Annotated in this window: 22 protein-coding genes; 11 read left to right on the top strand and 11 right to left on the bottom strand. The window is 60.3% G+C overall.

The genetic code is table 11. The annotated features are described in order from the left end of the window. Positions 1-22: 22 nt before the first annotated feature. From dnaQ to R2C4_RS18115, 4 genes are read right to left on the bottom strand one after another with little or no spacing between them, the layout of a single operon-like run. Positions 23-748: a DNA polymerase III subunit epsilon gene (gene dnaQ / locus R2C4_RS18130; RefSeq protein WP_141891674.1), complete on the bottom strand. Its 726-nt coding sequence runs from the start codon at positions 746-748 to the stop codon at positions 23-25. Further along, a complete protein-coding gene (gene coaE / locus R2C4_RS18125; protein WP_141891673.1) occupies positions 741-1,334 on the bottom strand; it encodes a dephospho-CoA kinase in 594 nt (197 codons plus the stop codon). Before coaE ends, dnaQ begins: the two co-directional genes overlap by 8 nt. After that, positions 1,331-2,164: a shikimate dehydrogenase gene (locus R2C4_RS18120; RefSeq protein WP_141891672.1), complete on the bottom strand. Its 834-nt coding sequence runs from the start codon at positions 2,162-2,164 to the stop codon at positions 1,331-1,333. The genes coaE and R2C4_RS18120 overlap by 4 nt, the downstream gene beginning before the upstream one ends. After that, the gene (locus R2C4_RS18115; protein WP_141891671.1) at positions 2,161-2,760 is read right to left on the bottom strand and encodes a Maf family protein; all 600 of its coding nucleotides are present in this window, start codon (positions 2,758-2,760) and stop codon (positions 2,161-2,163) included. Before R2C4_RS18115 ends, R2C4_RS18120 begins: the two co-directional genes overlap by 4 nt. A 410-nt stretch (positions 2,761-3,170) precedes the next feature. Between R2C4_RS18115 and R2C4_RS18110 the strand changes: the two genes are divergently transcribed. The 7 genes from R2C4_RS18110 to R2C4_RS18080 all read left to right on the top strand — a co-directional run bounded on the left by R2C4_RS18110 (position 3,171) and on the right by R2C4_RS18080 (position 10,612). Continuing rightward, complete coding sequence (locus tag R2C4_RS18110) at positions 3,171-3,626, top strand: CopD family protein (RefSeq protein WP_141891670.1); 456 nt, start codon at positions 3,171-3,173, stop codon at positions 3,624-3,626. 173 nt (positions 3,627-3,799) lie between these two features. After that, on the top strand, positions 3,800-5,071 hold the full coding sequence (rho, locus tag R2C4_RS18105) for a transcription termination factor Rho (RefSeq protein ID WP_008554331.1): 1,272 nt from the start codon (positions 3,800-3,802) through the stop codon (positions 5,069-5,071). Between the two features lie 30 nt (positions 5,072-5,101). Further along, on the top strand, positions 5,102-6,388 hold the full coding sequence (gene mnmE, locus R2C4_RS18100; protein WP_141891669.1) for a tRNA uridine-5-carboxymethylaminomethyl(34) synthesis GTPase MnmE: 1,287 nt from the start codon (positions 5,102-5,104) through the stop codon (positions 6,386-6,388). Positions 6,389-6,401: 13 nt separating this feature from the next. Then, positions 6,402-8,276 (top strand): tRNA uridine-5-carboxymethylaminomethyl(34) synthesis enzyme MnmG, encoded by a 1,875-nt coding sequence (gene mnmG / locus R2C4_RS18095; RefSeq protein WP_141891668.1) that lies wholly within the window; start codon positions 6,402-6,404, stop codon positions 8,274-8,276. Beyond that, the gene (rsmG, locus tag R2C4_RS18090) at positions 8,273-8,890 is read left to right on the top strand and encodes a 16S rRNA (guanine(527)-N(7))-methyltransferase RsmG (RefSeq protein WP_141891667.1); all 618 of its coding nucleotides are present in this window, start codon (positions 8,273-8,275) and stop codon (positions 8,888-8,890) included. The genes mnmG and rsmG overlap by 4 nt, the downstream gene beginning before the upstream one ends. Then, positions 8,883-9,692, top strand: coding sequence for a ParA family protein (locus tag R2C4_RS18085; RefSeq protein ID WP_141891666.1), 810 nt, complete (start codon positions 8,883-8,885; stop codon positions 9,690-9,692). Before rsmG ends, R2C4_RS18085 begins: the two co-directional genes overlap by 8 nt. Positions 9,693-9,718: 26 nt before the next feature. Next, the gene (locus tag R2C4_RS18080; protein WP_141891665.1) at positions 9,719-10,612 is read left to right on the top strand and encodes a ParB/RepB/Spo0J family partition protein; all 894 of its coding nucleotides are present in this window, start codon (positions 9,719-9,721) and stop codon (positions 10,610-10,612) included. On the opposite strand, the gene R2C4_RS18075 is transcribed toward R2C4_RS18080, so the two are convergent. The 4 genes from R2C4_RS18075 to rph are packed head-to-tail and all read right to left on the bottom strand — an operon-like array spanning position 10,602 to position 13,431. Beyond that, on the bottom strand, positions 10,602-10,955 hold the full coding sequence (locus tag R2C4_RS18075; RefSeq protein ID WP_027245219.1) for a YbaN family protein: 354 nt from the start codon (positions 10,953-10,955) through the stop codon (positions 10,602-10,604). The two genes, R2C4_RS18080 and R2C4_RS18075, sit on opposite strands and share 11 nt — an antisense overlap. Before the next feature lie 4 nt (positions 10,956-10,959). Beyond that, positions 10,960-12,114: a radical SAM family heme chaperone HemW gene (hemW, locus tag R2C4_RS18070; protein ID WP_141891664.1), complete on the bottom strand. Its 1,155-nt coding sequence runs from the start codon at positions 12,112-12,114 to the stop codon at positions 10,960-10,962. Continuing rightward, on the bottom strand, positions 12,107-12,721 hold the full coding sequence (gene rdgB / locus R2C4_RS18065) for an RdgB/HAM1 family non-canonical purine NTP pyrophosphatase (RefSeq protein ID WP_141891663.1): 615 nt from the start codon (positions 12,719-12,721) through the stop codon (positions 12,107-12,109). The genes hemW and rdgB overlap by 8 nt, the downstream gene beginning before the upstream one ends. Continuing rightward, positions 12,718-13,431, bottom strand: a complete 714-nt coding sequence (gene rph / locus R2C4_RS18060; protein ID WP_141891662.1) for a ribonuclease PH — start codon at positions 13,429-13,431, stop codon at positions 12,718-12,720. The genes rdgB and rph overlap by 4 nt, the downstream gene beginning before the upstream one ends. Before the next feature lie 143 nt (positions 13,432-13,574). On the opposite strand from rph, the gene hrcA reads away from it, so the two are divergent. Both hrcA and R2C4_RS18050 read left to right on the top strand, forming a co-directional pair. Beyond that, on the top strand, positions 13,575-14,639 hold the full coding sequence (gene hrcA / locus R2C4_RS18055; protein ID WP_058287366.1) for a heat-inducible transcriptional repressor HrcA: 1,065 nt from the start codon (positions 13,575-13,577) through the stop codon (positions 14,637-14,639). Between the two features lie 9 nt (positions 14,640-14,648). Beyond that, positions 14,649-15,212, top strand: coding sequence for a nucleotide exchange factor GrpE (locus tag R2C4_RS18050; protein WP_058287365.1), 564 nt, complete (start codon positions 14,649-14,651; stop codon positions 15,210-15,212). A gap of 87 nt (positions 15,213-15,299) precedes the next feature. Here R2C4_RS18050 and mutS read toward each other — a convergent pair whose 3' ends face one another. Together mutS and R2C4_RS18040 are read right to left on the bottom strand one after the other, a co-directional pair. Then, positions 15,300-17,930, bottom strand: a complete 2,631-nt coding sequence (gene mutS, locus R2C4_RS18045) for a DNA mismatch repair protein MutS (RefSeq protein ID WP_141891661.1) — start codon at positions 17,928-17,930, stop codon at positions 15,300-15,302. A gap of 102 nt (positions 17,931-18,032) precedes the next feature. Continuing rightward, entirely contained in the window at positions 18,033-18,866 is an 834-nt protein-coding gene (locus tag R2C4_RS18040) for a flagellin (RefSeq protein ID WP_058287363.1), read from the bottom strand. 296 nt (positions 18,867-19,162) lie between these two features. Here R2C4_RS18040 and R2C4_RS18035 point away from each other — a divergent pair, with 296 nt between their 5' ends. Both R2C4_RS18035 and R2C4_RS18030 read left to right on the top strand, forming a co-directional pair. Next, positions 19,163-21,418, top strand: a complete 2,256-nt coding sequence (locus R2C4_RS18035) for an NADP-dependent malic enzyme (protein WP_141891660.1) — start codon at positions 19,163-19,165, stop codon at positions 21,416-21,418. A gap of 6 nt (positions 21,419-21,424) precedes the next feature. Continuing rightward, positions 21,425-22,297 carry a ribokinase gene (locus R2C4_RS18030; protein WP_141891659.1) on the top strand — a complete coding sequence of 291 codons (873 nt, stop codon included), beginning with the start codon at positions 21,425-21,427 and terminating at the stop codon, positions 22,295-22,297. Positions 22,298-22,351: 54 nt separating this feature from the next. On the opposite strand, the gene msrA is transcribed toward R2C4_RS18030, so the two are convergent. Continuing rightward, complete coding sequence (gene msrA, locus R2C4_RS18025) at positions 22,352-23,017, bottom strand: peptide-methionine (S)-S-oxide reductase MsrA (RefSeq protein ID WP_141891658.1); 666 nt, start codon at positions 23,015-23,017, stop codon at positions 22,352-22,354. Positions 23,018-23,120: the final 103 nt, after the last annotated feature.

Genomic DNA, 23,120 nt, shown 5'->3' with positions numbered 1-23,120 from the left:
TCTTTTGCGGGCCTTCGCGGGATCAGGAGGCTTTCCACAAAGCGTCATCTCCCAGCTTGTCCACAAATGCCTCATGCGCGGCCAATTCCTCCGCGGTGATCCGTGCGGGCAGGGAGGCTGGACGCGGCACAGGGCGCCAGTCATCCTCGACCTGGGCCGAACTGGAAGAGGATTGGGCGGACAAACCGAAATCAGGCTGCCGCCCGCCAATCAGCTCCAGATAGACATCTGCCAGGATCTCGGAGTCGAGCAGCGCCCCGTGCAAGGTCCGATTGGTGTTGTCGATGTTGAAGCGGCGGCACAGCGCATCCAGCGTTGCCGGCGAGCCTGGGAACCGCTTGCGGGCCATGGCCAGCGTGTCGAGCGCCTGATCCATCGGCAGTTTTGGCAGGCCCATCCAATCCAGCTCCGCGTTCAGGAACTTCATGTCGAAGCTGGCATTATGAATGACCAGCCTGGAGTCCTGAACAAAATCCAGGAACTTCTGCCCGACCTTGGCAAAGACCGGCTTGTCCCGCAGCGTCACCGCACCGGGTTCCGGCTTTTGGGGCGGCTCCAGCAAGTCGGGGCCGATACCGTGCACCGAAAACGCCTCCGCCGGCATCGAGCGTTCCGGGTTAATGTATTCGTGAAACGTCTTGCCGGTGGGCATGTGGTTATACAGCTCCACCGCACCGATTTCGACGATGCGGTCGCCGGAAAACGGATCAAACCCGGTGGTTTCGGTATCAAGAACGATTTCACGCATGGGTCAGTTTGCTCCTGATATCTGCGAGGATTTCTGCCACCTGCGCCTCGGCGTGTTCAAGTGTGTCCGTCTCGATCACATAATCGGCGCGGGCCATCTTCTCCTCAATTGGCATCTGTTTTTGCAGGATCTGCCGGAACTGCTCAACCGTCATTGTGCCGCGGGCAAGAACCCGCTCTTGCTGGGTTTCCGCGTCCACCGTCACGCAGGCCACCGCATCCATTTCCGCGTTGCCACCTGTTTCAAACAGCAGCGGGATGTCAAAGACCAGAACGTCGCTTTTCGCGTCAGCCCGGAAGGACGCGCGGTCCTGCGCGACCAGCGGATGCACGATGGCCTCAATCCGCGTCAGAGCCTGCGGATCTGCACCAATGATGCGTTTCAGCGCGGCGCGGCTGACTTCCCCGCCCTCAATAGCGTCAGGAAATGCTTCCGACATCGGCTGAACGGCCGCACCGCCTTTGCCATACAGCCGGTGAACCGCGGCATCCGCATCCCAGACCGCGCAACCCTGCGCCGCAAACAGCTGGGCGGTGGTGCTTTTTCCCATTCCGATGGACCCGGTAAGGCCGAGGCTGAAGCTCATCCGAGCACCGCCGCCCGGGTGGCAGCGTCAACTTCAGGGCGGTGGCCGAACCAGCGTTCGAACCCCGGAACCGCCTGGTGCAGCAGCATGCCCAGCCCGTCGACCACAGTGCAGCCGGCTTCCTCTGCCGTTTCCAGCAGGCCGGTTTTCAGCGGTGCATATATCAGGTCCGTCACGACGGAATCGGACCGCAAACCGTCCAGAGGCACACGCAGCCGCGGTTTGCCCACCATACCCAGAGAGGTTGTGTTCACAATCAGCTTGCCTTCTTCGATGGCGTTGCCGGCCTGGAGCCATTCCACCACGCTGATCCGGTTGCCGAAATCCTTTTGCAACTGTTCCGCCCGCTCGCGCGTGCGGTTGCTCAGAAGGATCTCCGGGACCCCGGCCTCTATCAGCGAGGCAACTACTGCACGGCAGGCGCCGCCGGCCCCAAGCACAATGGCCGGCCCGGACTGAGGATCCCAATCCGGCGCGCCTTGATGCAGGTTGGTGATAAAGCCGTACCCGTCTGTGTTATCGGCCAGGATGGTGCCGTCTTCCCGGAAAATCAGGGTGTTGGCCGCGCCGATCAGTTTCGCCCGGTCGGTGACCTTGTCGGCTATCTCCATCACCGCTTCTTTGTGCGGAATCGTGACATTGGCCCCGACGAACCCCATTTTCGGCATTGCCCGGATGGCCTCTGCCAGGTCCGCAGGCTCCACATGCATCGGCACATAATGCCCGGCGATGCCATGCGTTTTCAGCCAGTGGCCATGGAGCTGCGGGGATTTGGAATGTGAAACCGGACAGCCGATCACACCGGCGAGCGGGATTTTTGCTTCTGTCATTGCTCGATTACCCCTTGCAAACCCAGGTAACTGATAAGCTCCATCAGCGGCAATCCCAAGACATTAAAGTAACTGCCCTCGATAGAAGCGAACAGCCGCACGCCTTCTTCCTCCAGCTTGTATGCCCCCACCGCGTGGCGGATGCTGTCCCAGTTGCGGTTGACATAATTCTCCAGATAAGCGTCAGAGCAGTTGCGCATCACCAGCCGGACCTGTCCGACATGGCGCCAGATCGGCTCACCATCCCGATAGATCACGGCGGCCGACAACAGCATGTGCCGCTTGCCGCGCATTTCTTTCAGCTGGGACAACGCGACCTCTGCACTCGCCGGCTTGGAAAGAAGTTGCCCTTCGAAATCCAGGACTTGGTCGCACCCCAAAACCAGCCTGCCCGGATGCTTGGCACTGATTTTGCGCGCCTTAGCTTCTGCCAGCGCATCGGCAATGTCCCGCGGCGGCGCTTGCTCTGCCATCAGCGCGGCCTTGATCGCCCGCTCATCCAGTCTCGGCACATCCGTTTCGAATTCGATCCCGGCCTGACGCAGCAGATGCGCCCGGATTTCGGAACCAGAAGCCAGCACAATGTGGGCAGTCATGTGGAAAACCCCGTGGGAAAGAAGCAGACGGTTTCAGGACGTTTTGTATGGTTTTCCACGCTCAAGTAAAGACTCCAGGGGTTGACGCAAATCCCGGGATTCAACCCGCTGAGTCGTCCTTTGTGAGTCAGGATAACTTTGAATCCGTGGATATGCCGGCACTCCCCGGTTCATCCCGTTGTTATCCCCAAGCACGCGAAGGTAAAGACATCCTTAACGCGCCTTATTTTCATGGCGCCGGCGGCAAAACCAGGACTCCTGTCCCTTCCGCGCTGGAATCTTATCCTTGCTGGGGATAAGCGGGGGAGGATTCACTTATCCACTGGAATCCACGCACACTACAAAAACATCATCCTTCTAATATTCATTTATTTATTAGGGTGATCAGATCTGACCGGGGAGAACTGCCCATGGACCTGAGCGATGTGATGTTCACGCTCTACCCATATGCCAAATCGCTGCACATCATGGCCGTGCTGAGCTGGATGGCTGGTCTTTTCTATCTCCCTCGTCTGTTCGTGTATCACGTGGAGCAAGCTGAGAATGTGCAGGACGCCATTCCAATCTTCCTCACCATGGAAGAGAAGCTCCTCAGGATCATCATGCGCCCCGCCATGTATGTGTCCTGGGCCGCAGGGCTGTTTATCGTTCTGACCCCCGGCATGGTCGACTGGAGCTACGTCTGGCCCTGGACCAAGGGCGCGTCGGTCATCGCCATGACCTGGTTCCATCATTGGCTGCTGCTGCGCTACCGCGACTTCAAAGAAGAACGGAACACGCTGACGGGCCGGCAGTTTCGAATGATGAATGAGGTGCCCACTGTGCTGATGCTGGTGATCGTGGTTTCCGTCATCTTCAAATTCTAGCGCAGAGGCGCTGAAACAGGCCCAGCAGCGCCGGAACGCTTGCAGCCGGCGTTTGACTCATCTGAAACGAGTCCCTATGTATGGCTTCCAGCGGGCCCGTCCGGGCAGCCGCGTTTTCCAAACCTGTCGTGTGACCGACCCCCGGATGAGCGGGGAGTAGAGGCCGTATCTATATGACCGTGCAATCCCTGAATCTGGCTGACCTCAAGGCAAAAAGCCCAAAATCGCTGCTGGCAATGGCTGAGGAGCTGGAGATCGAAAACGCCTCGACCATGCGCAAGGGCGAAATGATGTTCCAGATCCTGCGGGAACGCGCAGATGAAGGCTGGGACATTGGCGGTGATGGGGTGCTGGAAGTGCTGCAGGACGGCTTTGGCTTCCTGCGCTCGCCCGAGGCAAACTACCTGCCTGGCCCGGACGATATCTATGTCTCGCCTGACATGATCCGCCAGTATTCGCTGCGCACCGGCGACACCGTGGAAGGCCAGATCAAGGCGCCGCTGGAGACAGAGCGTTACTTCGCGCTGACCAACGTCACCATGATCAACTTTGAGGAGCCTGAAAAGGCCCGCCACAAGATCGCCTTTGACAACCTGACCCCGCTTTACCCGGATGAGCGCCTGAAGATGGAGATCGAGGATCCCACCATCAAGGACCGTTCCGCCCGGGTGATCGACCTGGTTGCGCCGATCGGCAAGGGCCAGCGTTCGCTGATCGTGGCGCCGCCGCGCACCGGTAAGACGGTGATCCTGCAGAACATCGCGCATTCGATCGAGAAGAACCATCCGGAGTGCTACCTGATTGTTCTGCTGATCGACGAACGCCCGGAGGAGGTGACCGACATGCAGCGCTCGGTGAAGGGCGAGGTCGTCTCCTCCACTTTCGACGAGCCGGCGACCCGCCACGTTGCGGTGTCCGAGATGGTCATCGAAAAAGCCAAGCGTCTTGTCGAACACAAACGAGATGTTGTGATTCTTCTCGACTCGATCACAAGACTTGGTAGGGCGTTCAACACTGTTGTGCCGTCCTCGGGTAAAGTTTTGACCGGTGGTGTCGATGCGAACGCTCTGCAGCGGCCGAAACGCTTCTTTGGTGCCGCCCGGAATATCGAAGAAGGCGGCTCGCTCACCATCATCGCCACCGCCCTGATCGACACCGGCTCGCGCATGGACGAGGTGATCTTCGAAGAATTCAAGGGCACCGGTAACTCTGAACTCGTCCTGGATCGCAAGATTGCGGACAAGCGCGTGTTCCCGGCCATCGACATCCTCAAGTCCGGCACCCGGAAAGAGGATCTTCTGGTCGACAAGGGCGATCTGGCCAAGACTTTTGTGCTGCGCCGGATCCTGAACCCGATGGGCACGACAGACGCGATTGAGTTCCTGCTGTCCAAGCTGAAGCAGACCAAGAGTAACTCCGAATTTTTCGACTCGATGAATACCTGATCCGGGCCGGCGAGAGAGAAAGGCCACCCAATGGACACGATCTTTGCGCTGGCCTCCGCTCAAGGGAAGGCCGGGGTCGCGGTGATCCGCGTCTCCGGCCCTTTGGCGCTTACCGCCGGCGCGCAGCTTTGCGGCGGGGATTTGCCGGCGCGGGGCACCAGCCTGCGAATCCTGCAGGACGAATCAGGAGAGCGCCTCGATGAAGCGCTGGTCCTGAGCTTTACTGCTCCGCATAGCTTTACTGGCGAAAATACTGTTGAATTTCAAACACATGGAAGTACAGCAGTAGTCTCTGCTGTGCTCGATTCGCTGGGACGAATCGAGGGCCTCCGAATGGCCGATCCGGGTGAGTTCACGCGCCGCGCGCTGGAAAACGGTAATCTGGACCTGGCTCAGGTCGAGGGTCTTGCCGATCTGATTGACGCGGAAACCGAAGCACAGCGCAAGCAAGCGCAGGTGATCCTCGCCGGCGGGCTGGGGAAGCTGGCGGAAGCTTGGCGGGTCAAACTGATCCGCGCTGCGTCTTTGATCGAAGTGACCATCGACTTCGCAGACGAGGACGTGCCGGTAGATGTTACCCCCGAGGTTTCAGAATTGCTGGCGGATGTTCAAGCCGGCCTCAAAAAGGAGACTGCCGGTGTCAGAATTGCCGAACGAATCCGCAGCGGTTTTGAGGTGGCAATCGTCGGCGCTCCGAATGTCGGTAAGTCCACGCTGCTGAACGCGCTGGCCGGCCGGGAGGCGGCAATCACGTCTGAGTATGCCGGCACCACCCGGGATATTATCGAAGTCCGTATGGATCTTGCCGGCCTGCCCGTGACTCTACTTGATACTGCGGGGCTGCGCGACACCGATGATCACGTTGAAGGGATCGGTATCGCCTTGGCCCGTAAACGGGCGCAAGATGCTGATCTGCGCGTGTTTCTGGCGGAAAGGGACGAAGTCCTGGATGTCGAAATGCAGCAGGGGGACATCCGGCTGCTGCCCAAGGCAGATTTGCGCGACGATGCCGGCGATGCGATTTCCGGCCAGTCAGGGCAGGGGATTGACCGGCTGGTTGATCATATCTCCAAAGTGTTGCAAAACCGGTCAGCCCAAGCTGGTATCGCGACGCGGGCACGGCATCGGGATGCCATGCTTTCGGCGCTCGTCAGCTTGTCTGAAGCGCAAGAAATCCTGCAACGCGGCCCCGAGTTCTATGATATAGCGGCCGAGGAAATGCGATCGGCCATTCGGGCACTGGAAATGCTGGTTGGGCGGATTGGCGTAGAGAATCTCTTGGACGAGATTTTCTCGAGTTTTTGCCTGGGGAAATGAAGGAGTGTTTCACGTGAAACATTCAGCTTATGACGTGATCGTAGTAGGCGGCGGCCACGCCGGCACCGAAGCCGCCCATGCAGCAGCACGGATGGGTGTTCGCACAGCACTGGTGACGCTGGACCGCAATGGTATCGGCGTCATGTCCTGCAACCCAGCGATTGGCGGGCTGGGAAAAGGGCATCTGGTTCGGGAGATTGACGCGCTAGACGGTGTGATGGGGCGGGTGGCCGACCTCGCCGGCATTCAGTTCCGCTTGCTGAACCGCCGCAAAGGCCCCGCAGTGCAGGGGCCGCGCGCGCAATCGGACCGGGCGATCTACCGGAGGGAAATGCTGCGGCTGACGGTGGCGCAGGAGAATCTGGATATCGTTGAAGGGGAGGTCACTGACTTTCTCCTGCAAGGGAATGCCGTCGCCGGCGTGATCCTTTCCGACGGCAGCGAAATTCCGAGTAAGTCGGTCATTCTGACGTCGGGAACCTTTTTGCGCGGCGTTATTCACATAGGTGACGTTTCTAAACCGGGCGGCCGCATGGGGGACAAGCCGTCGGTCAAGCTGGCGGAGCGTCTGGATAACTTTGCTCTGCCGTTGGGCCGCCTGAAGACTGGCACACCGCCGCGATTGGATGGACGGACTATCAACTGGGATATTCTGGAAGCGCAGCCAGGAGACGAGGATCCTGTTTTCTTTTCCTTCCTGACAAAATCGACCAGTGCAAAGCAGGTGTCTTGCGGGATCACCCACACCAACGCGAAGACCCACGAGATCATACAGAAGAATTTGGAACGGTCTGCAATGTACGGCGGGCACATCGAAGGGGTTGGCCCGCGTTATTGCCCGTCGATCGAAGATAAGGTTGTCCGCTTCGCAGATAAAGACTCTCATCAGATCTTCCTGGAGCCTGAGGGCGTGACAGACCACACTGTCTATCCGAACGGCATCTCCACCAGCCTGCCGCAGAATGTTCAGGAGGATTATGTTCATTCGATCCGTGGATTGGAACAAGCGGTCATCCTTCAACCGGGATACGCCATTGAGTATGACTACGTTGATCCTCGGGCTCTGACTCTGGAGCTGCGGCTGAAAGACGTGCCCGGGCTGTATCTTGCCGGCCAGATCAATGGCACCACTGGGTACGAGGAGGCCGCAGCCCAGGGGATGGTTGCCGGCCTGAACGCCGCGCGTGCCAGCTTGGGGGAGGGCCCCGTCAGCTTCAGTAGATCAAACAGCTATATCGGTGTTATGATCGATGACCTGACCACGAACGGAGTGACCGAACCCTATAGGATGTTTACGTCCCGCGCGGAATTCAGGCTGTCCCTGCGGGCTGATAACGCTGATCAGAGATTGACTCCCTTGGCCATCGAGATCGGCTGCGCCGGCAAACAACGCCAGGCGGTCTTCCTGGAAAAGAGCGACCGATTGGGGCAAGCGTGTACCGTTCTGGAAGCGCAGAGCTTCACCCCGAAACAGGTTGCCGCAGCAGGGATTAGGGTGAATCAGGACGGAAACCGGCGCTCCGGGATGGAGGTTCTTGCTTTTCCTGATGTGGCATTTGAGGATATCGTGCCCCTCATGCCTGATCTGGAAAGTGTCGATCCGGATATCCGCCGGCAGGTCGAACGTGATGCGCTTTATGCGAATTACATTGCGCGGCAGGAGCGGGAAATATCCGCGATGAAGCGGGATGAAGGGTATGTAATCCCAGCGGATTATGCCTATGACGGTATTGAGGGGCTTTCGAATGAACTGCAGCAAAAACTGTCAGTAGCACGCCCGGAAACCTTGGCGCAAGCCGCGAGGATTGATGGGATGACGCCGGCAGCTCTGGCGCTCCTTTTGGCTCGTCTTCGCCGGGACCAATCGCGGCAGGATAAATCTGCATGAACGAGAAACGAATCCTCGAGGAATTGAATGTTTCACGTGAAACATTGGCGAGGCTGGAGATCTTCGAGCAGGTCATAAAGAAATGGAATCCCAAGATCAACCTGGTTTCCAAGTCCAGCCTGAAACTCCTGTGGTCGCGGCATATTGCGGATTCCGTTCAGGTTTTCCGCTGTGTTGATGCCCCCGATCACTGGGTGGATATCGGAAGCGGGGGCGGATTTCCGGGTTTGATTGCTGCGATTCTGGCTGCAGACGAAGCCCCGGAAATGAAGACCACTTTGATTGAGAGCGATCAGCGCAAGTCAGCGTTCCTTCGTACCGTTGCACGGGAGTGCGATGCGAAGGTCACGGTGATTTCCAAACGTATTGAGCAAGCTGACCCGCAGAACGCGGAGGTTCTGTCGGCGCGCGCGCTGGCGGATCTGTCCCTCCTTTTGGAGTTCGCTGAGAGGCATCTTGGCGCCGGAGGAACTGCTCTGCTCCCCAAGGGGGAAACCTGGAAAAAAGAGGTGGATAACGCGCGGCAACGATGGCGGTTTGATGCGGAACCAGTTAAAAGTTTGACGGAACAAGAAGCAGTAATCCTAAAGATAAAGGGAGTGGCCCGTGTCTGATTATTCCCGCCCGGAGGGGCCTCGTATTATCGCGGTCGCAAATCAGAAAGGCGGGGTAGGGAAGACAACAACGGCGATAAACCTTGCTGCCGCCCTAGTCGAGTGCGGGCTGCGGGTCCTGGTTGTCGATCTTGATCCGCAAGGGAATGCTTCGACCGGGCTCGGGATTGATCCCGCCGACCGGGATCTGACAACTTACGATCTTCTGGTGGAAGATGCCTCTCTGACGGATGTGATTCGTCAGACTGAAATCGAAGACCTGTGCATCATCCCGGCGACGGTGGATCTCAGCTCCGCGGATATCGAACTTTTCACCAATGAAAAGCGCAGCTTTCTGCTGCATGACGCCCTGCGTCAGACGGCTATGGATGACTACGATTGGGATTATGTCCTTATTGACTGCCCGCCGTCTCTGAACCTTCTGACCGTAAACGCGATGGTAGCGGCGCATTCCGTTCTGATCCCGCTGCAAAGCGAATTCTTTGCGCTGGAAGGGGTCACGCAACTGATGCTGACGATTCGAGAGGTTCGCCAATCTGCGAATCCCAATTTGCGCATTGAGGGAATCGTTTTGACGATGTTCGACCGGCGCAACAACCTGTCGCAGCAGGTCGAGCAGGATGCGCGCGACAACCTGGGAGATTTGGTGTTTCAGACAAAAATCCCCCGTAACGTGCGGGTGAGCGAAGCGCCTTCCTACGCGCTCCCTGTTTTGAACTACGATACCAACTCGCTGGGAGCGCAGGCCTACCGCGCCCTGGCCGAAGAACTCCTGAATAAACATCACAAGATAGCGGCCTAAATGCAGAAAAAGAACCGGAGGCAACCATGGCAGACAAAAAGACGAAACCGCGCGGGCTGGGCCGGGGGTTGTCGGCGTTGATGGCAGATGTGAACCCTGCACCGGTGAGCACCCAGGCAGAGGCGCCGCGGAATGCAGAAGTGCTGGTGCCGATCGAAAAGATTGTTGCCAACCCGAACCAGCCGCGCCGCCAGTTCCTGCAGGCGGATCTGGATGACCTGACGGCGTCCATTAAGGAAAAGGGTGTCCTGCAGCCGCTGATCGTGCGGCCGAAGGCAGGCGGTGTTTACGAGATCGTGGCCGGCGAACGCCGTTGGCGCGCTTCGCAAGCGGCGCAGCTGCATGAAGTTCCGGTCCTGATCCGCGAATACTCCGATCTGGAGATGATGGAAGTTGCCATCATCGAAAACATCCAGCGTTCTGATCTGAACGCGATGGAAGAAGCGCAGAGCTATAAGCAGCTGATGGAGAAGTTCGGTCATACTCAAGAAAAGATGGCCGAGGCGCTTGGTAAGAGCCGCAGCCACATCGCTAACCTGGTGCGGCTGCTGCATTTGCCGGAAGACGTTCAGATCCTGGTACAGGAACGAAAACTGTCGGCCGGGCATGCGCGCGCGCTGATAACCTCTGATAACGCTTCAGACCTGGCGCGGAAGATCGTTAAGGGCGGATTGTCGGTCCGGGCAACAGAAGCTTTGGTCAAGAAAGACGCTGCCGGAATCCGGACGGCGCCAGCCAAAAAGCAAAAGGCTGTAGCAGAGAAAGATGCGGATACCCGGGCTCTGGAAGGGGACCTGTCTGCGATGCTGAAGATGAAGGTCTCGATTGACCACAAGCCTGGTGGAGAGGCCGGGTCCGTGACGATCAGTTATGAGAACCTGGATCAGCTGGATGAGCTGTGCAATATGCTCAGCCGTTAGGGCGGGACCAGATAAAGGTCAGTACAGCCGTGAGAACCACCGCCTGGATGCCCAATATATGACCGGGCGCGCCAAGCAGAAGAGATAGCCCAAAGACGGCGGCAATCGAAACGGTTGCCGCCTTTTTTGCGCCCGGCCGGATAGCGCCGCGTTCCCGCCAATCCAAGATCATCGGGCCAAAAACATTATGGGCAACGATCCAGTTGTGCAAACGGTCGGAGGAATTGGCAAAGAAGAATGCGGCGAGCAGGAGGAAAGGCACGGTTGGCAGAAGAGGCAGAACAATCCCAATAACCGCTAAGGCCACGCAGCAGAGTCCTAAGCCGGCATAAAGGAAACGCATTGCCTCAATCCATCAACAAGTCGCGGAGCACCGCGTTCAATACGGCGCGCCCTTGAGCGGTCGCGCGAAGCCGCTTTTCAGAGATAGTTACCATACCCAGATCTACAAGGTCGTTAAGCTTGCTTTCCGAGAGGTGCCGGCCAGAAAGCTCAGTAAAACGCACCATATCCAGCCCTTCTCTCAGCCGCATCCCCATCATCAGGTATTCTGCCGCAGCATCTTCCGTGGCTAGGGGAACTCGCAGGGATTCTCCGTTACCGGCGTTTGCGGCTTGCAGCCATGCGCCCGGGGCAAGGTGGGTTTCTGTGGCATAACGAACGCCGCCCAACGTCAGTCTTCCGTGGGCGCCTGGGCCGATACCGGCATAGTCTCCGTAACGCCAGTAGATAAGGTTATGGCGGGACTCCGCCCCTGGCCTGGCGTGGTTGGAAATCTCGTAACATGCCATGCCGTGCGCCGCGGTTAGGTCCTGGGTGGCCAGGTACATGTCAGCGGCGGTGTCATCCTCTGGCAGGCCGCGCAGCTTGCCTCTGGCGTAACGGTCGCCAAAGGCTGTGCCATCCTCGATGGTGAGCTGATAGAGAGAAAGGTGGTCAATGGCCATCGAGAGGGCCTCTTTCAGCTCTGCTTTCCAGGCCTCCAGAGTCTGCCCCTGACGCGCGTAGATCAGATCGAAGCTGACCCGGTCAAAGCACTCCCGGGCGATGTCGAAGGCCGCCCTTGCTTCTGCGACACTGTGAATGCGGCCGAGCCTGCGCAGGTCTTCGTCGTTCAGGGCCTGAATGCCCATGGAGACCCTGTTGACGCCGGCGTCCCGGTAGCCGGCAAAGCGGCCGGCCTCGACGGAGCCCGGGTTTGCCTCCAGAGAAATCTCCATGTCGTTGGCGAAAGGCCAGATTTCACGTGCCCGCTCGATGACGGCGGCGACGGTTTCCGGCTGCATCAGGGACGGGGTGCCGCCGCCAAAGAAAATCGTGTTAAGAACGCGGCCGGGGAGCTGCTCGGAGAGTCTGTCGAGTTCAGCCAGATAGGCTCTAACCCAAAGCTTCTGGTCTATTCTTGCGGAGACATGACTGTTGAAGTCGCAATAGGGGCATTTGGCCTGGCAAAAGGGCCAATGCACGTACAGGCCAAAGCCCCCATTACGCCAGTCATCCACTGAAACAGCCCTGCACGAACTGGGCCAGCGCCTTGCCGCGGTGGCTGATCGTGTTCTTTTCCGCGGGGTCCATCTCGGCGCAGGTGATCTCGTAACCGTCCGGCTGGAACATCGGGTCATAGCCAAAGCCATGCCCGCCGCGGACTGGCCAGACCAGCTGGCCCGGCATCACGCCTTCAAATACCTCGTCATGGCCGTCGGGCCAGGCGACGACCAAGGTACAGCGGAACTGGGCAGTGCGGGGCGCGCTGGCGCCTGCTGCGGTCAGCTCGTCATTGGCGCGGGTCATCGCCATCTTGAAGTCGCGGCCGTTCGGGGTCTCAGCCCAGTCGGCGGTGTAAACGCCGGGGGCGCCGTTCAGCGCGTCGATCGTGATGCCGGAGTCATCGGACAGGGCAGGGAGACCGGTTGCCCTGGCGGCGGCATGGGCCTTGATCCGGGCATTGCCGACAAAGGTGTCTTCGGTCTCTTCCGGTTCCGGCAGGTCCATCTCGCCGGCGCCGATCACCGTCACGCCGTAGGGGGTGAGGATCTCCGCGATTTCGTTCAGCTTGCCCTTGTTGTGGGTGGCGACAAGCAGCTTGCCGCCTTCCAGTTTGCGGGTCATTTGGACGCGGCCTTCTGCATCTCTGCAAGCTCGACAGCGCCTTTGGCGGCCAGGTCCATCAGCTCATTCATCTGATCGCGAGAGAAGACAGAGCCTTCAGCCGACATCTGCACTTCGATCAGCTTGCCGGAGCCGGTCATGATAAAATTGCCGTCGACGCCAGCTTCGGAGTCTTCAGGGTAATCCAGGTCCAAAACCGGCTGGCCGGCATAGATGCCGCAGGATACAGCGGAGACCGGGTCCAGCAGCGGGTCGATGTGAACGTCGCCGGCTTTTATCAGCTTGTTGACCGCCAGCCGCAGTGCGACCCAGCCGCCAGTGATCGAGGCGCAGCGGGTGCCGCCATCGGCCTGCAGCACGTCACAATCGACGGTGATCTGCCGTTCGCCCAGGGCGACGCGGTCCACGCCGGCCCGCAGGGCACGTCCGATCAGGCGCTGGATTTCCACGGTGCGTCCGCCCTGCTTGCCCGACGAAGCTTCGCGGCGCATCCGGGTGTTGGTGGCGCGGGGCAGCATGCCGTATTCGGCAGTGACCCAGCCCAGGCCGGTGCCCTTTATGAAGGGCGGCACGCGGTCCTCGATGGTGGCGGTACACAGGACGTGGGTGTCGCCAACCTTGATCAGGCAGGAGCCCTCGGCGTGTTTGGTAAAGCCGGTCTCGATCGACACGGGGCGCATTTCGTTCAGTTGTCGTCCTGAGGGTCGCATGGCACATCCTTTGTTAGCTGGCTTGGGGATATCCCCCGGACGCGGGGCTATGCAAGCCCGATTGACCTTTTGCCGCTCTGCTCTTTAATGACATCCGGGTAGCGGGTTCCTATGTTTAAACCGTAAGAAATACTGGACGAACAATGAGCAATCCGAGCAACATTCTGGAGGACCTGAACGACCGCTCCCGGGAGGTGTTCCGGGCTGTGGTGGAAAGCTATCTGGAAAGCGGCGATCCGGTGGGCAGCCGAACCCTGACGCGGTCGCTGAGCGAAAAAGTCAGCGCGGCGACTGTGCGCAACGTGATGCAGGATCTGGAGTTTCTGGGTCTGCTGAACAGCCCGCATGTCAGCGCTGGCAGGGTGCCGACGCAGCTGGGATTGCGGATGTTTGTCGATGGGCTGCTGGAAGTCGGCGATCTGAATGTGCAGGACCGCGAGAAAATCGACGCGACGCTGGGCCGCAATGCCGGCGATGTGGGCGGGATGCTGGACCGGGTGGGGGCGGCGCTGTCCGGGGTGACACAGGGCGCGTCGCTAGTGCTGACACCCAAGCATGAGGCCGAGATCCGCCATATCGAGTTCGTCTCGCTGGCGCATGACAGGGCACTGGTGGTGCTGGTGTTCTCCGATGGTCATGTGGAAAACCGGCTGTTCACCCCGCCGCCGGGGCAGACCCCCAGCTCTATGCGGGAGGCAGCGAATTTTCTGAATGCGCTGATTGAGGGTAAGACCCTGAGCCAAGTGCAGCGGGAAATTCAAAAGGAGATCACGGCGCGGCGTCAGGAAATCGACAGCCTTGCACACGCAATGATCGAAAGCGGCCTGGCAGTTTGGGAGGATGACGGTAGCGAGCAGGCCCGTCTGATCGTGCGTGGCCGGGCGAATCTTTTGGCGGAGCCGGGTGCGGCGGAGGAGCTGGAGCGGATCCGGACCTTGTTTGACGACCTGGAGCGCAAGCGTGATATCGCTGAATTCCTGGAACTGACCGAAGACGGCGAGGGCGTGCGTATTTTTATCGGTTCGGAGAACAAACTTTTTTCACTTTCGGGTTCCTCTTTGGTGGTGTCTCCCTATATGAACGCGGATCGAAAGATAATCGGCGCGGTGGGGGTGATCGGCCCGACGCGCCTGAACTACGGACGGATCGTGCCGATTGTGGACTATACGGCACAACTGGTCGGCAAGCTGTTGTCGGACCGGAGTTAGAGGTGAAAAATGGCAGAGCTCAAGGACGAAGACTTTCTGGATGACATCGCCGCCGCCGAGGCGGAGGAGATGGCAGCGCAAACTGAGGAGTTTGACGACGCCTCGCTGGAACTTGATGCGCTCCGGGCAGAACGGGATGAGCTGAAGGACCGCTTTATGCGGGCGCTGGCGGATGCGGAAAACGCCCGCAAGCGCGGCGACAAGGCACGCCGCGAGGCGGAGCAGTATGGCGGCTCGAAGCTGGCCCGCGACATGCTGCCGGTCTATGACAACATGAAGCGCGCGATCGAAGCCGCAACCGACGAACAGCGCGAGGTGTCCGCGGCCCTGATCGAAGGTGTCGAACTGACCATGCGCTCGCTGCTGGGTGTGTTCGAGAAACACGGTATCCGGGTCGTTTCGCCGGAGGTTGGCGACAAGTTCGATCCGCAGGTGCATGAGGCGATGTTTGAGGCTCCGGTGCCGGGCACCAAGGCCGGCGACATCATCCAGGTGTCGGCAGAAGGCTTCATGCTGCACGACCGTCTTCTGCGTGCGGCGCAGGTTGGCGTGTCGTCCACTCCGGCCAGCTGATGAACAGGCCCTGGCGGGCCTGTGCCTCCGGCGGGAGTATTTCAGGAAAGATGAAAGAGCGGTCCCGGCTGGGGCCGCTCTTTCGTTTCAGGTAGCAGCTTCTTTCAGCTTGTAGAGCATCTCCAGCGCTTCCCGTGGCGACAGCTCATCCGGATGAATGGCTGCAAGCATTTCTTCGGCAGGAGAAGGACCGGCCGGCGCCTTGGGCTGCGGCGGCGGGGCGGCCGCAAAAAGGGGCAGGTCGTCAATCTGGATCTTGGACCCGCCTTCGCGGCTGCCCTGCTCCAGCATGTCGAGAACATCCCGTGCACGTGCAACCACCGACGCGGGGAGACCGGCGAGCTGCGCGACCTGGACGCCGTAAGAACGGTCAGCGGCGCCCTTTCGCACCTCATGCAGGAAGATCACCTCACCTTCCCATTCCTTGACAGCCACGGTGGCGTTGTCGACGCCTTCCAGCTTGGCCGCGAGCTGGGTCAATTCGTGGTAATGGGTGGCGAACAGCGCCCGGGACCGGTTGACCTCATGCAAGTGTTCCAGCGTGGCCCAGGCGATGGAGAGGCCGTCATACGTGGCGGTGCCGCGGCCGATTTCATCGAGAATGACCAAGGCGCGGTCGTCTGCTTGATTCAGGATGGCGGCGGTTTCGACCATCTCCACCATAAAGGTAGAGCGGCCGCGCGCTAGGTCATCCGATGCCCCAACACGGCTGAACAGCTGGCTGACAATGCCGATATGAGCGCCGTCTGCGGGGACGTAGCTGCCCATCTGGGCGAGCAGGGCTATCAGTGCGTTTTGCCGCAGAAAGGTCGATTTACCGGCCATATTCGGGCCGGTCAGCAGCCAGACGGCTGCGCCGTCCTGAGCGGTGAGGTCGCAATCATTGGCCACGAAGGTCTCGCCGCCTTGCTGGCGCAAGGCCTGTTCCACCACCGGGTGGCGCCCGCCCTTGACGTGAAACGCGCGGCTGTTGTCGACCTTGGGGCGGGTCCAGTTCTCGCCGCGGGCCAGATCGGCCAGCGCCGTCAGAAGGTCCAGTTCCGCCAGCCCGCGGGCGGCGGTGTTGAGGCGGGCAGCAGTGTCCAGAATGGCGCCGGAAAGCCTTGTATAGAGCCGCTTTTCGATTTCCAGCGCCAGGTTCCCGGCGTTCAGGATGCGGGTCTCTATCTCGCTCAGCTCCACCGTGGTGAACCGCACCTGGTTGGCGGTGGTCTGGCGGTGGATGTAGGTCTCGTTCAGCGGCGGGGACATCATCTTGTCCGCGTGGGTCGCAGTCGTTTCGATGAAGTAGCCCAGCACGTTGTTGTGTTTGATCTTCAGGGAGGAGACGCCGGTGTGCTCCGCGTATTTCCGCTGCATGGAGGCGATGACCGAGCGGCCCTCGTCGCGCAGGGTGCGGGCTTCGTCCAGGTCCGGGTCATAGCCAGACGCGATGAAACCGCCATCGCGGGCCAGCAGGGGCGGTTCGGCGACCAGGGCGGCGTCCAGCAGCGACAGCAGGTCATCGAACCCCTGCAGATCCGAGACTGCTCCGGCCACGAGTGCGGGAAGCTCCATCCCGCTGCAGAGACCTGCGATCACTTCTGCCTGCGACAGCCCGTTGCGGATAGCGGCCAGGTCGCGCGGGCCGCCGCGCTCCAAGGCTAGGCGGGAAAGCGCACGGTCAAGGTCCGGCGTCTTGCGCAAAGCGGCGCGCAGATCTTCGGCAGTCCGCGTGTGCTCAACCGCGAAATCCAAGGCTGCGAGACGCTGATGGATGGTGTCGAGGTTGCGTGAGGGGCTGGACAGGCGCTGTTCCAGCAGCCGGGCGCCGCCGGGTGTAACCGTCCGGTCAACTACTGACAGCAGCGAGCCTGCACGGCCGCCGGACAGGGAACGGGTCAGCTCCAGATTGCGGCGGGTGGCGGCGTCGATCTGCACGACCCGGTCCTGGGCTTCCTGCTGCGGCGGCTGCAGCAGCGGCAGTTTACCTTTTTGGGTGATCTCCAAATAGTCGATCAGCGCGCCCATCGCAGAGACTTCGGCCCGGGTGAAGGTGCCGAAGCCGTCCAGTGCGCTCACGTTGAATAGGGAGCAGATCCGCTTTTCCGCTGCGGTGCTGTCAAAGCTGGCCTTGCCCAGTGGGGTAAGCGGAATTTTGTATTCATCGGTCAGCGGGCGGGCGGCATCATAGGCTGGCCCATCCGCAACGATCAGTTCCGAAGGCGCCAGGCGGGCCAGCTCCGGAGACAGGCGCACCCGGGCAACCGGCATCACGTGAAACGCGCCGGTGGAAATATCAGCCCAGGCCAGCGCGGCCTCATCCCGCAGTTCGGAATAAGACACCAGGAAATTGTGGCGCCGCGCCTCCAGCAGGGAGTCCTCGGTTAGTGTGCCGGGGGTGACCAGCCGCACAACATCGCGTTTCACCACCGATTTCGAGCCGCGTTTCTTGGCCTCGGCCGGGCTTTCCAGCTGCTCCCCAACAGCGACGCGGAAGCCTTTGCGGATCAGGGTCAGCAGGTAACCTTCGGCGGCATGAACCGGCACGCCGCACATCGGAATATCGTCACCGTTGTGCTTACCGCGTTTGGTGAGAGCGATGTCCAGCGCCTCAGCCGCGTTCACGGCATCCTCAAAGAACATCTCGTAGAAGTCGCCCATCCGGTAGAAGAGCAGCGCGTCGGGATGCGCTGCTTTGATTTCCAGATACTGCGCCATCATGGGCGTTACGGTCATGAAAAGTCCCCCGGGGTCGTCTTTGCAAGACATCTACAATGGGGGCGGAGCGAGGAAAACCCGGATATGGCTGCCGCCAGGGGACCCGGCGGCAGCCTGCTGTCAGTAGAGGTTGCGCAGCGTGTCAGGCATCGTGTTCACGATGGAGAGCGACAGCGTGCTGAGCTGCTGCTGCGACTGCAATGCCAGCAGCTTGGTTGCGGCCTCTTCGATGCTGGTGTCGATCATCGAGCTGACGCCCCGGGTGAGCGCATCCGACTGCTTGCTGACGTAATCGCCCTGACCAGCGAGCTGATTGGCGCTGGATCCCAGAGCCGCCGAACCTTCGACTGCGTAGGCAAGAAAGCCTTCGATTTCTCCCAAGGCGGTCAGGGCGCTGGCGCTGTCGGTGATTGCGGTCCGGTTGCCAAGATCGAACTGCGGGCTGCCTTCAAAATCCACACCGTCAACGCTGAGGGTGGTCAGGCTGCCGTCGCTGGAGATCGCAGACGGAACTGTCAGTCCGGTGCCGCCGGCACCGTCGACATCGGTCTTCAGGAGGTTCACCCCGTTAAAGCCGGAAGACGAGATGATCGAATTGATCTGCTCGGTCTTCTTTGCCATGGCGGCCTCATACTTGCTGAAGTCGCCCATGCCGCTGCTGGCCATGATGGCCAGTGACCGCATTTCGGTCAGGGTTTCGGTGATCTGCTCTGCGCCGGCTGAGGCAACCGCCACGGTAGCCTCGCCCAGCGACAAAGAGTCCGACACCGATCGCAAGCCGGAAATATCCGAGTTCATCAGTTCGGAGATCGCCCAGAGGGCCGCATTATCCTGTGCGGAATTAATGGTCTGACCGGTGGAAATGCTGTCTTGCGTTTGGTTGAGCTGAGAATTGACTCCGCCCAATGTCTGCAAGGCCACCATCGCCCCGGAATTGTTGTGGAAACTTATCATTCCTCACTTTTCCTTTGATCCTATGCCCTTGGCGGGCGGACAAACGCCGTTCTGACCGTTGCTTTCTGGCCCAGACTTCCCGGCCTCAGCGCCACCTGGAAGACAGGTGCGCCTTAAGACCTATTAAGGAATTACAGCATTCCGCGGTCTGCTTTGAGGCGAAATCCTGACGGAATCTATCGTCTTTTAGCCGCTTTTTTCTAAAATCTGGCGATACAGATTCTTGAAACCCCGGATTGAGGGGCGCGGTGGGCTGGGATAAGACGGTCGGCGACGAGGAGAGGACAAGAGATTAAATGCCCAAGAACAAGATCACCGACGCGGAAGCCCTGGCGTTTCACCTGGAGCCGTCTCCGGGCAAATGGGAGATCAACGCGACCGTCCCGATGACCACCCAGCGGGACCTGTCGCTGGCGTATTCTCCGGGCGTTGCGGTGCCTTGCGAGGCAATCGCTGAGAATCCCGAAACAGCCTATGACTATACCAACAAGGGCAACCTGGTTGCAGTGATCTCCAACGGCACTGCGGTGCTGGGCCTGGGCAATCTGGGCGCGCTGGGCTCCAAGCCGGTGATGGAAGGCAAGTCGGTCCTCTTCAAACGCTTTGCCGATGTGAACTCGATCGACATCGAGCTGGACACCGAAGACCCGGACAAGTTCATCGAGGCGGTCAAGCTGATGGGCCCGACCTTTGGCGGCATCAACCTGGAAGACATTAAGGCGCCGGAATGCTTTATCATCGAGCAGCGCCTGAAGGAAGAAATGGACATTCCCGTCTTCCACGATGACCAGCACGGCACCGCGGTGATCTGTGCGGCGGGACTGATCAACGCGCTGCATCTGTCGGGCAAGAAGATCGAGGAGGTGAAGATCGTCCTCAACGGCGCCGGCGCTGCCGGTATTGCCTGTATCGAGCTGCTGAAATCCATGGGCGCGCGGCATGAAAACTGCATCGCATGCGATACCAAGGGCGTGATCTATCAGGGCCGTACCGAGGGCATGAACCAGTGGAAATCGGCGCACGCTGTCAGCACCGATCTGCGGACCCTGGAAGAGGCGATGCGCGGGGCCGATGTGTTTCTGGGGGTCTCGGTCAAGGGTGCCGTGACACAGGACATGGTGGCCTCGATGGCTGACAACCCGGTGATCTTTGCCATGGCAAACCCGGATCCGGAAATCACCCCGGAAGAAGCGCATGAGGTGCGTGTGGATGCCATCGTCGCCACTGGACGCTCGGATTATCCGAACCAGGTCAACAACGTTCTGGGCTTTCCCTATCTGTTCCGTGGTGCGCTGGACATTCACGCCCGTGCGATCAATGACGAGATGAAGATCGCCTGCGCCCATGCGCTTGCCGCGCTGGCGCGCGAAGATGTGCCGGATGAGGTGGCGCTGGCCTATGGCAAGTCGCTGACCTTTGGCCGTGATTACATCATCCCGACCCCATTTGATCCGCGGCTGATCCATAGGATTCCCCCGGCGGTTGCCAGGGCTGGCATGGATACCGGTGCCGCACGCCGCCCGATCGTGGACATGGACGCCTATGAGGTTGGCCTGAAGTCCCGCATGGATCCGACCGCCTCAATCCTGCGCGGGTTGAACGCCCGGGCCCGTTCTGCCCAGTCGCGGATGATCTTTGCCGAGGGCGACGATCCCCGCGCGCTGCGCGCGGCGGTGATGTACCAGCGTTCCGGCTTTGGTAAATCGCTGGTTGTCGGCCGGCAGGAGGACGTGCGGGTCAAACTGGAGGCAGCCGGCCTTGGCGATGCAGTGCGCGAGCTGGAGATTATCAACGCCGCCAACACACCCCATTTCGAAATGTACAAGGATTTCCTGTACAGCCGCCTGCAGCGCAAGGGCTTCGACCGCAAGGACATCCACCGGCTGGTGGGCCGCGACCGACATGTGTTCTCCAGCCTGATGCTGGCGCATGGGCATGGTGACGGTCTGGTGACCGGTGCGACCCGCAAATCCGCGCATGTGCTGGACCGGATCAACCATGTGTTCGATGCCGATGCCGATCACGGTGTGGCGGGTGTCACCGCGCTGCTGCACAAGGGGCGGATCGTGCTGATCGGCGATACTCTGGTGCATGAATGGCCTGATGAAAACCACCTGGCCAACATCGCGGAGCGTGCAGCCGTGGTGGCCCGCCATATGGGTCTTGAGCCGCGGGTGGCTTTTGTCAGCTTCTCAACCTTCGGCTATCCGGTGTCGGAACGCGCGGAAAAGATGCATGTTGCGCCAACCGTCTTGGACAAGCGGGGCGTCGACTTCGAATACGAAGGCGAGATGACCGTTGACGTGGCTCTGAACGAGCGCGCGCAGCGGTACTACCCGTTCCAGAGGCTGACCGGCCCGGCCAATATCCTGATCGTGCCGGCGCGCCACTCGGCCTCGATCTCGGTCAAGCTGATGCAGGAGATGGGCGGCGCCACGGTGATCGGCCCGATCCTGTCAGGCATCGACAAGCCGATTCAGATTTGTTCGACTACCTCCACCACCAATGACATTCTGAACATGGCGGTGCTGGCAGCCTGCAATATCGGGTGATCTGATATGGCGATTTGGAACCTCGGCTCGATCAACGCGGACATGGTTTACTCCATGCCGCATCTGCCGGCGGCGGGGGAAACCCTGGCCGCCCTGCGCCTTGACCGGTTTCTGGGCGGCAAGGGCGCCAATATGTCCGTCGCCGCCACCCGGGCCGGCAGTGAGGTTCACCACATCGGCGCAGTGGGATCTGACGGCGATTGGGCGATTGAGCGGCTGAAGGCCTACGGAGCCGGCACGGAGCACATTGTCCGGGTGGAAGCACCAACCGGCCACGCCATCATTGCTGTGGAACCGGGGGGAGAGAACCAGATCATTCTGTTCCCTGGTGCCAACCGGTTGATCAGCAAAGACCAGCTGAACCAGGCGCTGGACATGGCAAACGCCGGCGACATTCTGGTGATGCAGAATGAAACCAATATGCAGGCAGAGGCGGCGCAGCTGGGCCGGCAGATGGGTTTGCGGGTGTGTTATGCCGCGGCTCCGTTTGATGCGGGTGCGGTTCAGGCGGTGCTGCCGTATCTGGATTTCCTGATCCTGAATGAGGTCGAGGCCCAGCAGCTGCAGCAGGCCACCGGCAAGTCGCCCGGGCAAATTGGCATTAAGGACGTGATCATCACCCTCGGCTCCAAAGGCGCCCGCCACATCGACGGTGAAACAGGCGCCGTTCTGGATGTGCCCGCGCTGCCAGTCACTGCGGTCGACACAACCGGGGCCGGCGACACCTTCACCGGCTACGTCCTGTCCGGCCTGGACCGGGGGCTGGCGATGGCAGAGGCGATGGATCAGGCCAGCCGTGCCGCGGCACTCATGGTCACCCGCCACGGCACCGCGGATGTGATCCCCGAGCTGGCAGAGGTTCAAGCCGCCCGTTTCTGATCCGGGCGGCCTGCCGCGTTCCGGCTGCAACCGCCAAGGGGGCAGGGCCCCGCACTAATGCCCCTTGGCAAAAGGCGCCGCGGCGCCCCAAAGCTGCCCGACCCTTGCGTCCCGGCCGCAGGCCCGGCGGTACCGCTCGTATGCTGCGGCCTGCCGCTTGGGTCCAAACCGGGTGAACACCAGGCTGTCCCCCTTGTAGTAGTCCTGGTGATAGTCCTCGGCTTTGTAAAAGGTCTTCGCCGGCAGAACCGGCGTCACGATCTTTTGTCCCAAGGCCTTCTGCGCGTCGGCTTTTACTCTGTTGGCCAGGGCCGTTTCCGCCTTGTTAGAGACGAAAACAGCTGTGCGGTAGCTCTCGCCGCGGTCGCAGAACTGGCCGCCTGCATCGGTTGGGTCGACCGAGCGGAAGAACATCTCCAGCAGCCGCTGCCGGGACACTTTTGCCGGGTCAAAAATGATCTGCACCGCCTCGTAGTGGCCGCTGCCGCCTTGGGTCACGTCCTTGTAGGTCGGGTTCGCCACCTTGCCTCCAGTGTACCCTGACACCGCTTCGATTACTCCTGGCACGCTTTCGAAATCGCTTTCCACACACCAGAAGCAGCCGCCAGCCACTGTAAGGACTTCAGTGGACTGAGCCTGCAGCGGATTAGTTTGCGCCGCAGTGCCGATGGCGATCAAACCCGCCAGGGCCAAGGGTTTAAGTCTCTCCAGAACACGCATCTCCGCCTCCATCCTGCTTCGATGCCACCCTGCCGGCAGTTGCCGCGCCTCTCAACCCGGCATGCGCAATTCTCACAAACAGGTGACAGCAAGTTACCGGTTG

The organism is Leisingera aquaemixtae, assembly GCF_006740765.1.
GTDB lineage: Bacteria > Pseudomonadota > Alphaproteobacteria > Rhodobacterales > Rhodobacteraceae > Leisingera > Leisingera aquaemixtae.
This window is presented reverse-complemented; position numbering and strand designations above follow the sequence as displayed.

Excerpts from the sequence above, each read along its gene's own strand:
- rsmG (WP_141891667.1), top strand. The coding sequence starts at position 8,273 with ATGAACGAGAAACGAATCCTCGAGGAATTGAATGTTTCACGTGAAACA.
- mutS (WP_141891661.1), bottom strand. The coding sequence starts at position 17,930 with ATGACCGTAACGCCCATGATGGCGCAGTATCTGGAAATCAAAGCAGCG.
- hrcA (WP_058287366.1), top strand. The coding sequence starts at position 13,575 with ATGAGCAATCCGAGCAACATTCTGGAGGACCTGAACGACCGCTCCCGG.
- rph (WP_141891662.1), bottom strand. The coding sequence starts at position 13,431 with ATGCGACCCTCAGGACGACAACTGAACGAAATGCGCCCCGTGTCGATC.
- R2C4_RS18115 (WP_141891671.1), bottom strand. The coding sequence starts at position 2,760 with ATGACTGCCCACATTGTGCTGGCTTCTGGTTCCGAAATCCGGGCGCAT.
- R2C4_RS18120 (WP_141891672.1), bottom strand. The coding sequence starts at position 2,164 with ATGACAGAAGCAAAAATCCCGCTCGCCGGTGTGATCGGCTGTCCGGTT.
- rho (WP_008554331.1), top strand. The coding sequence starts at position 3,800 with ATGACCGTGCAATCCCTGAATCTGGCTGACCTCAAGGCAAAAAGCCCA.
- rdgB (WP_141891663.1), bottom strand. The coding sequence starts at position 12,721 with ATGACCCGCAAACTGGAAGGCGGCAAGCTGCTTGTCGCCACCCACAAC.
- R2C4_RS18050 (WP_058287365.1), top strand. The coding sequence starts at position 14,649 with ATGGCAGAGCTCAAGGACGAAGACTTTCTGGATGACATCGCCGCCGCC.
- R2C4_RS18075 (WP_027245219.1), bottom strand. The coding sequence starts at position 10,955 with ATGCGTTTCCTTTATGCCGGCTTAGGACTCTGCTGCGTGGCCTTAGCG.
- R2C4_RS18110 (WP_141891670.1), top strand. The coding sequence starts at position 3,171 with ATGGACCTGAGCGATGTGATGTTCACGCTCTACCCATATGCCAAATCG.
- dnaQ (WP_141891674.1), bottom strand. The coding sequence starts at position 748 with ATGCGTGAAATCGTTCTTGATACCGAAACCACCGGGTTTGATCCGTTT.
- mnmE (WP_141891669.1), top strand. The coding sequence starts at position 5,102 with ATGGACACGATCTTTGCGCTGGCCTCCGCTCAAGGGAAGGCCGGGGTC.
- coaE (WP_141891673.1), bottom strand. The coding sequence starts at position 1,334 with ATGAGCTTCAGCCTCGGCCTTACCGGGTCCATCGGAATGGGAAAAAGC.
- R2C4_RS18080 (WP_141891665.1), top strand. The coding sequence starts at position 9,719 with ATGGCAGACAAAAAGACGAAACCGCGCGGGCTGGGCCGGGGGTTGTCG.
- R2C4_RS18035 (WP_141891660.1), top strand. The coding sequence starts at position 19,163 with ATGCCCAAGAACAAGATCACCGACGCGGAAGCCCTGGCGTTTCACCTG.
- R2C4_RS18030 (WP_141891659.1), top strand. The coding sequence starts at position 21,425 with ATGGCGATTTGGAACCTCGGCTCGATCAACGCGGACATGGTTTACTCC.
- R2C4_RS18040 (WP_058287363.1), bottom strand. The coding sequence starts at position 18,866 with ATGATAAGTTTCCACAACAATTCCGGGGCGATGGTGGCCTTGCAGACA.
- msrA (WP_141891658.1), bottom strand. The coding sequence starts at position 23,017 with ATGCGTGTTCTGGAGAGACTTAAACCCTTGGCCCTGGCGGGTTTGATC.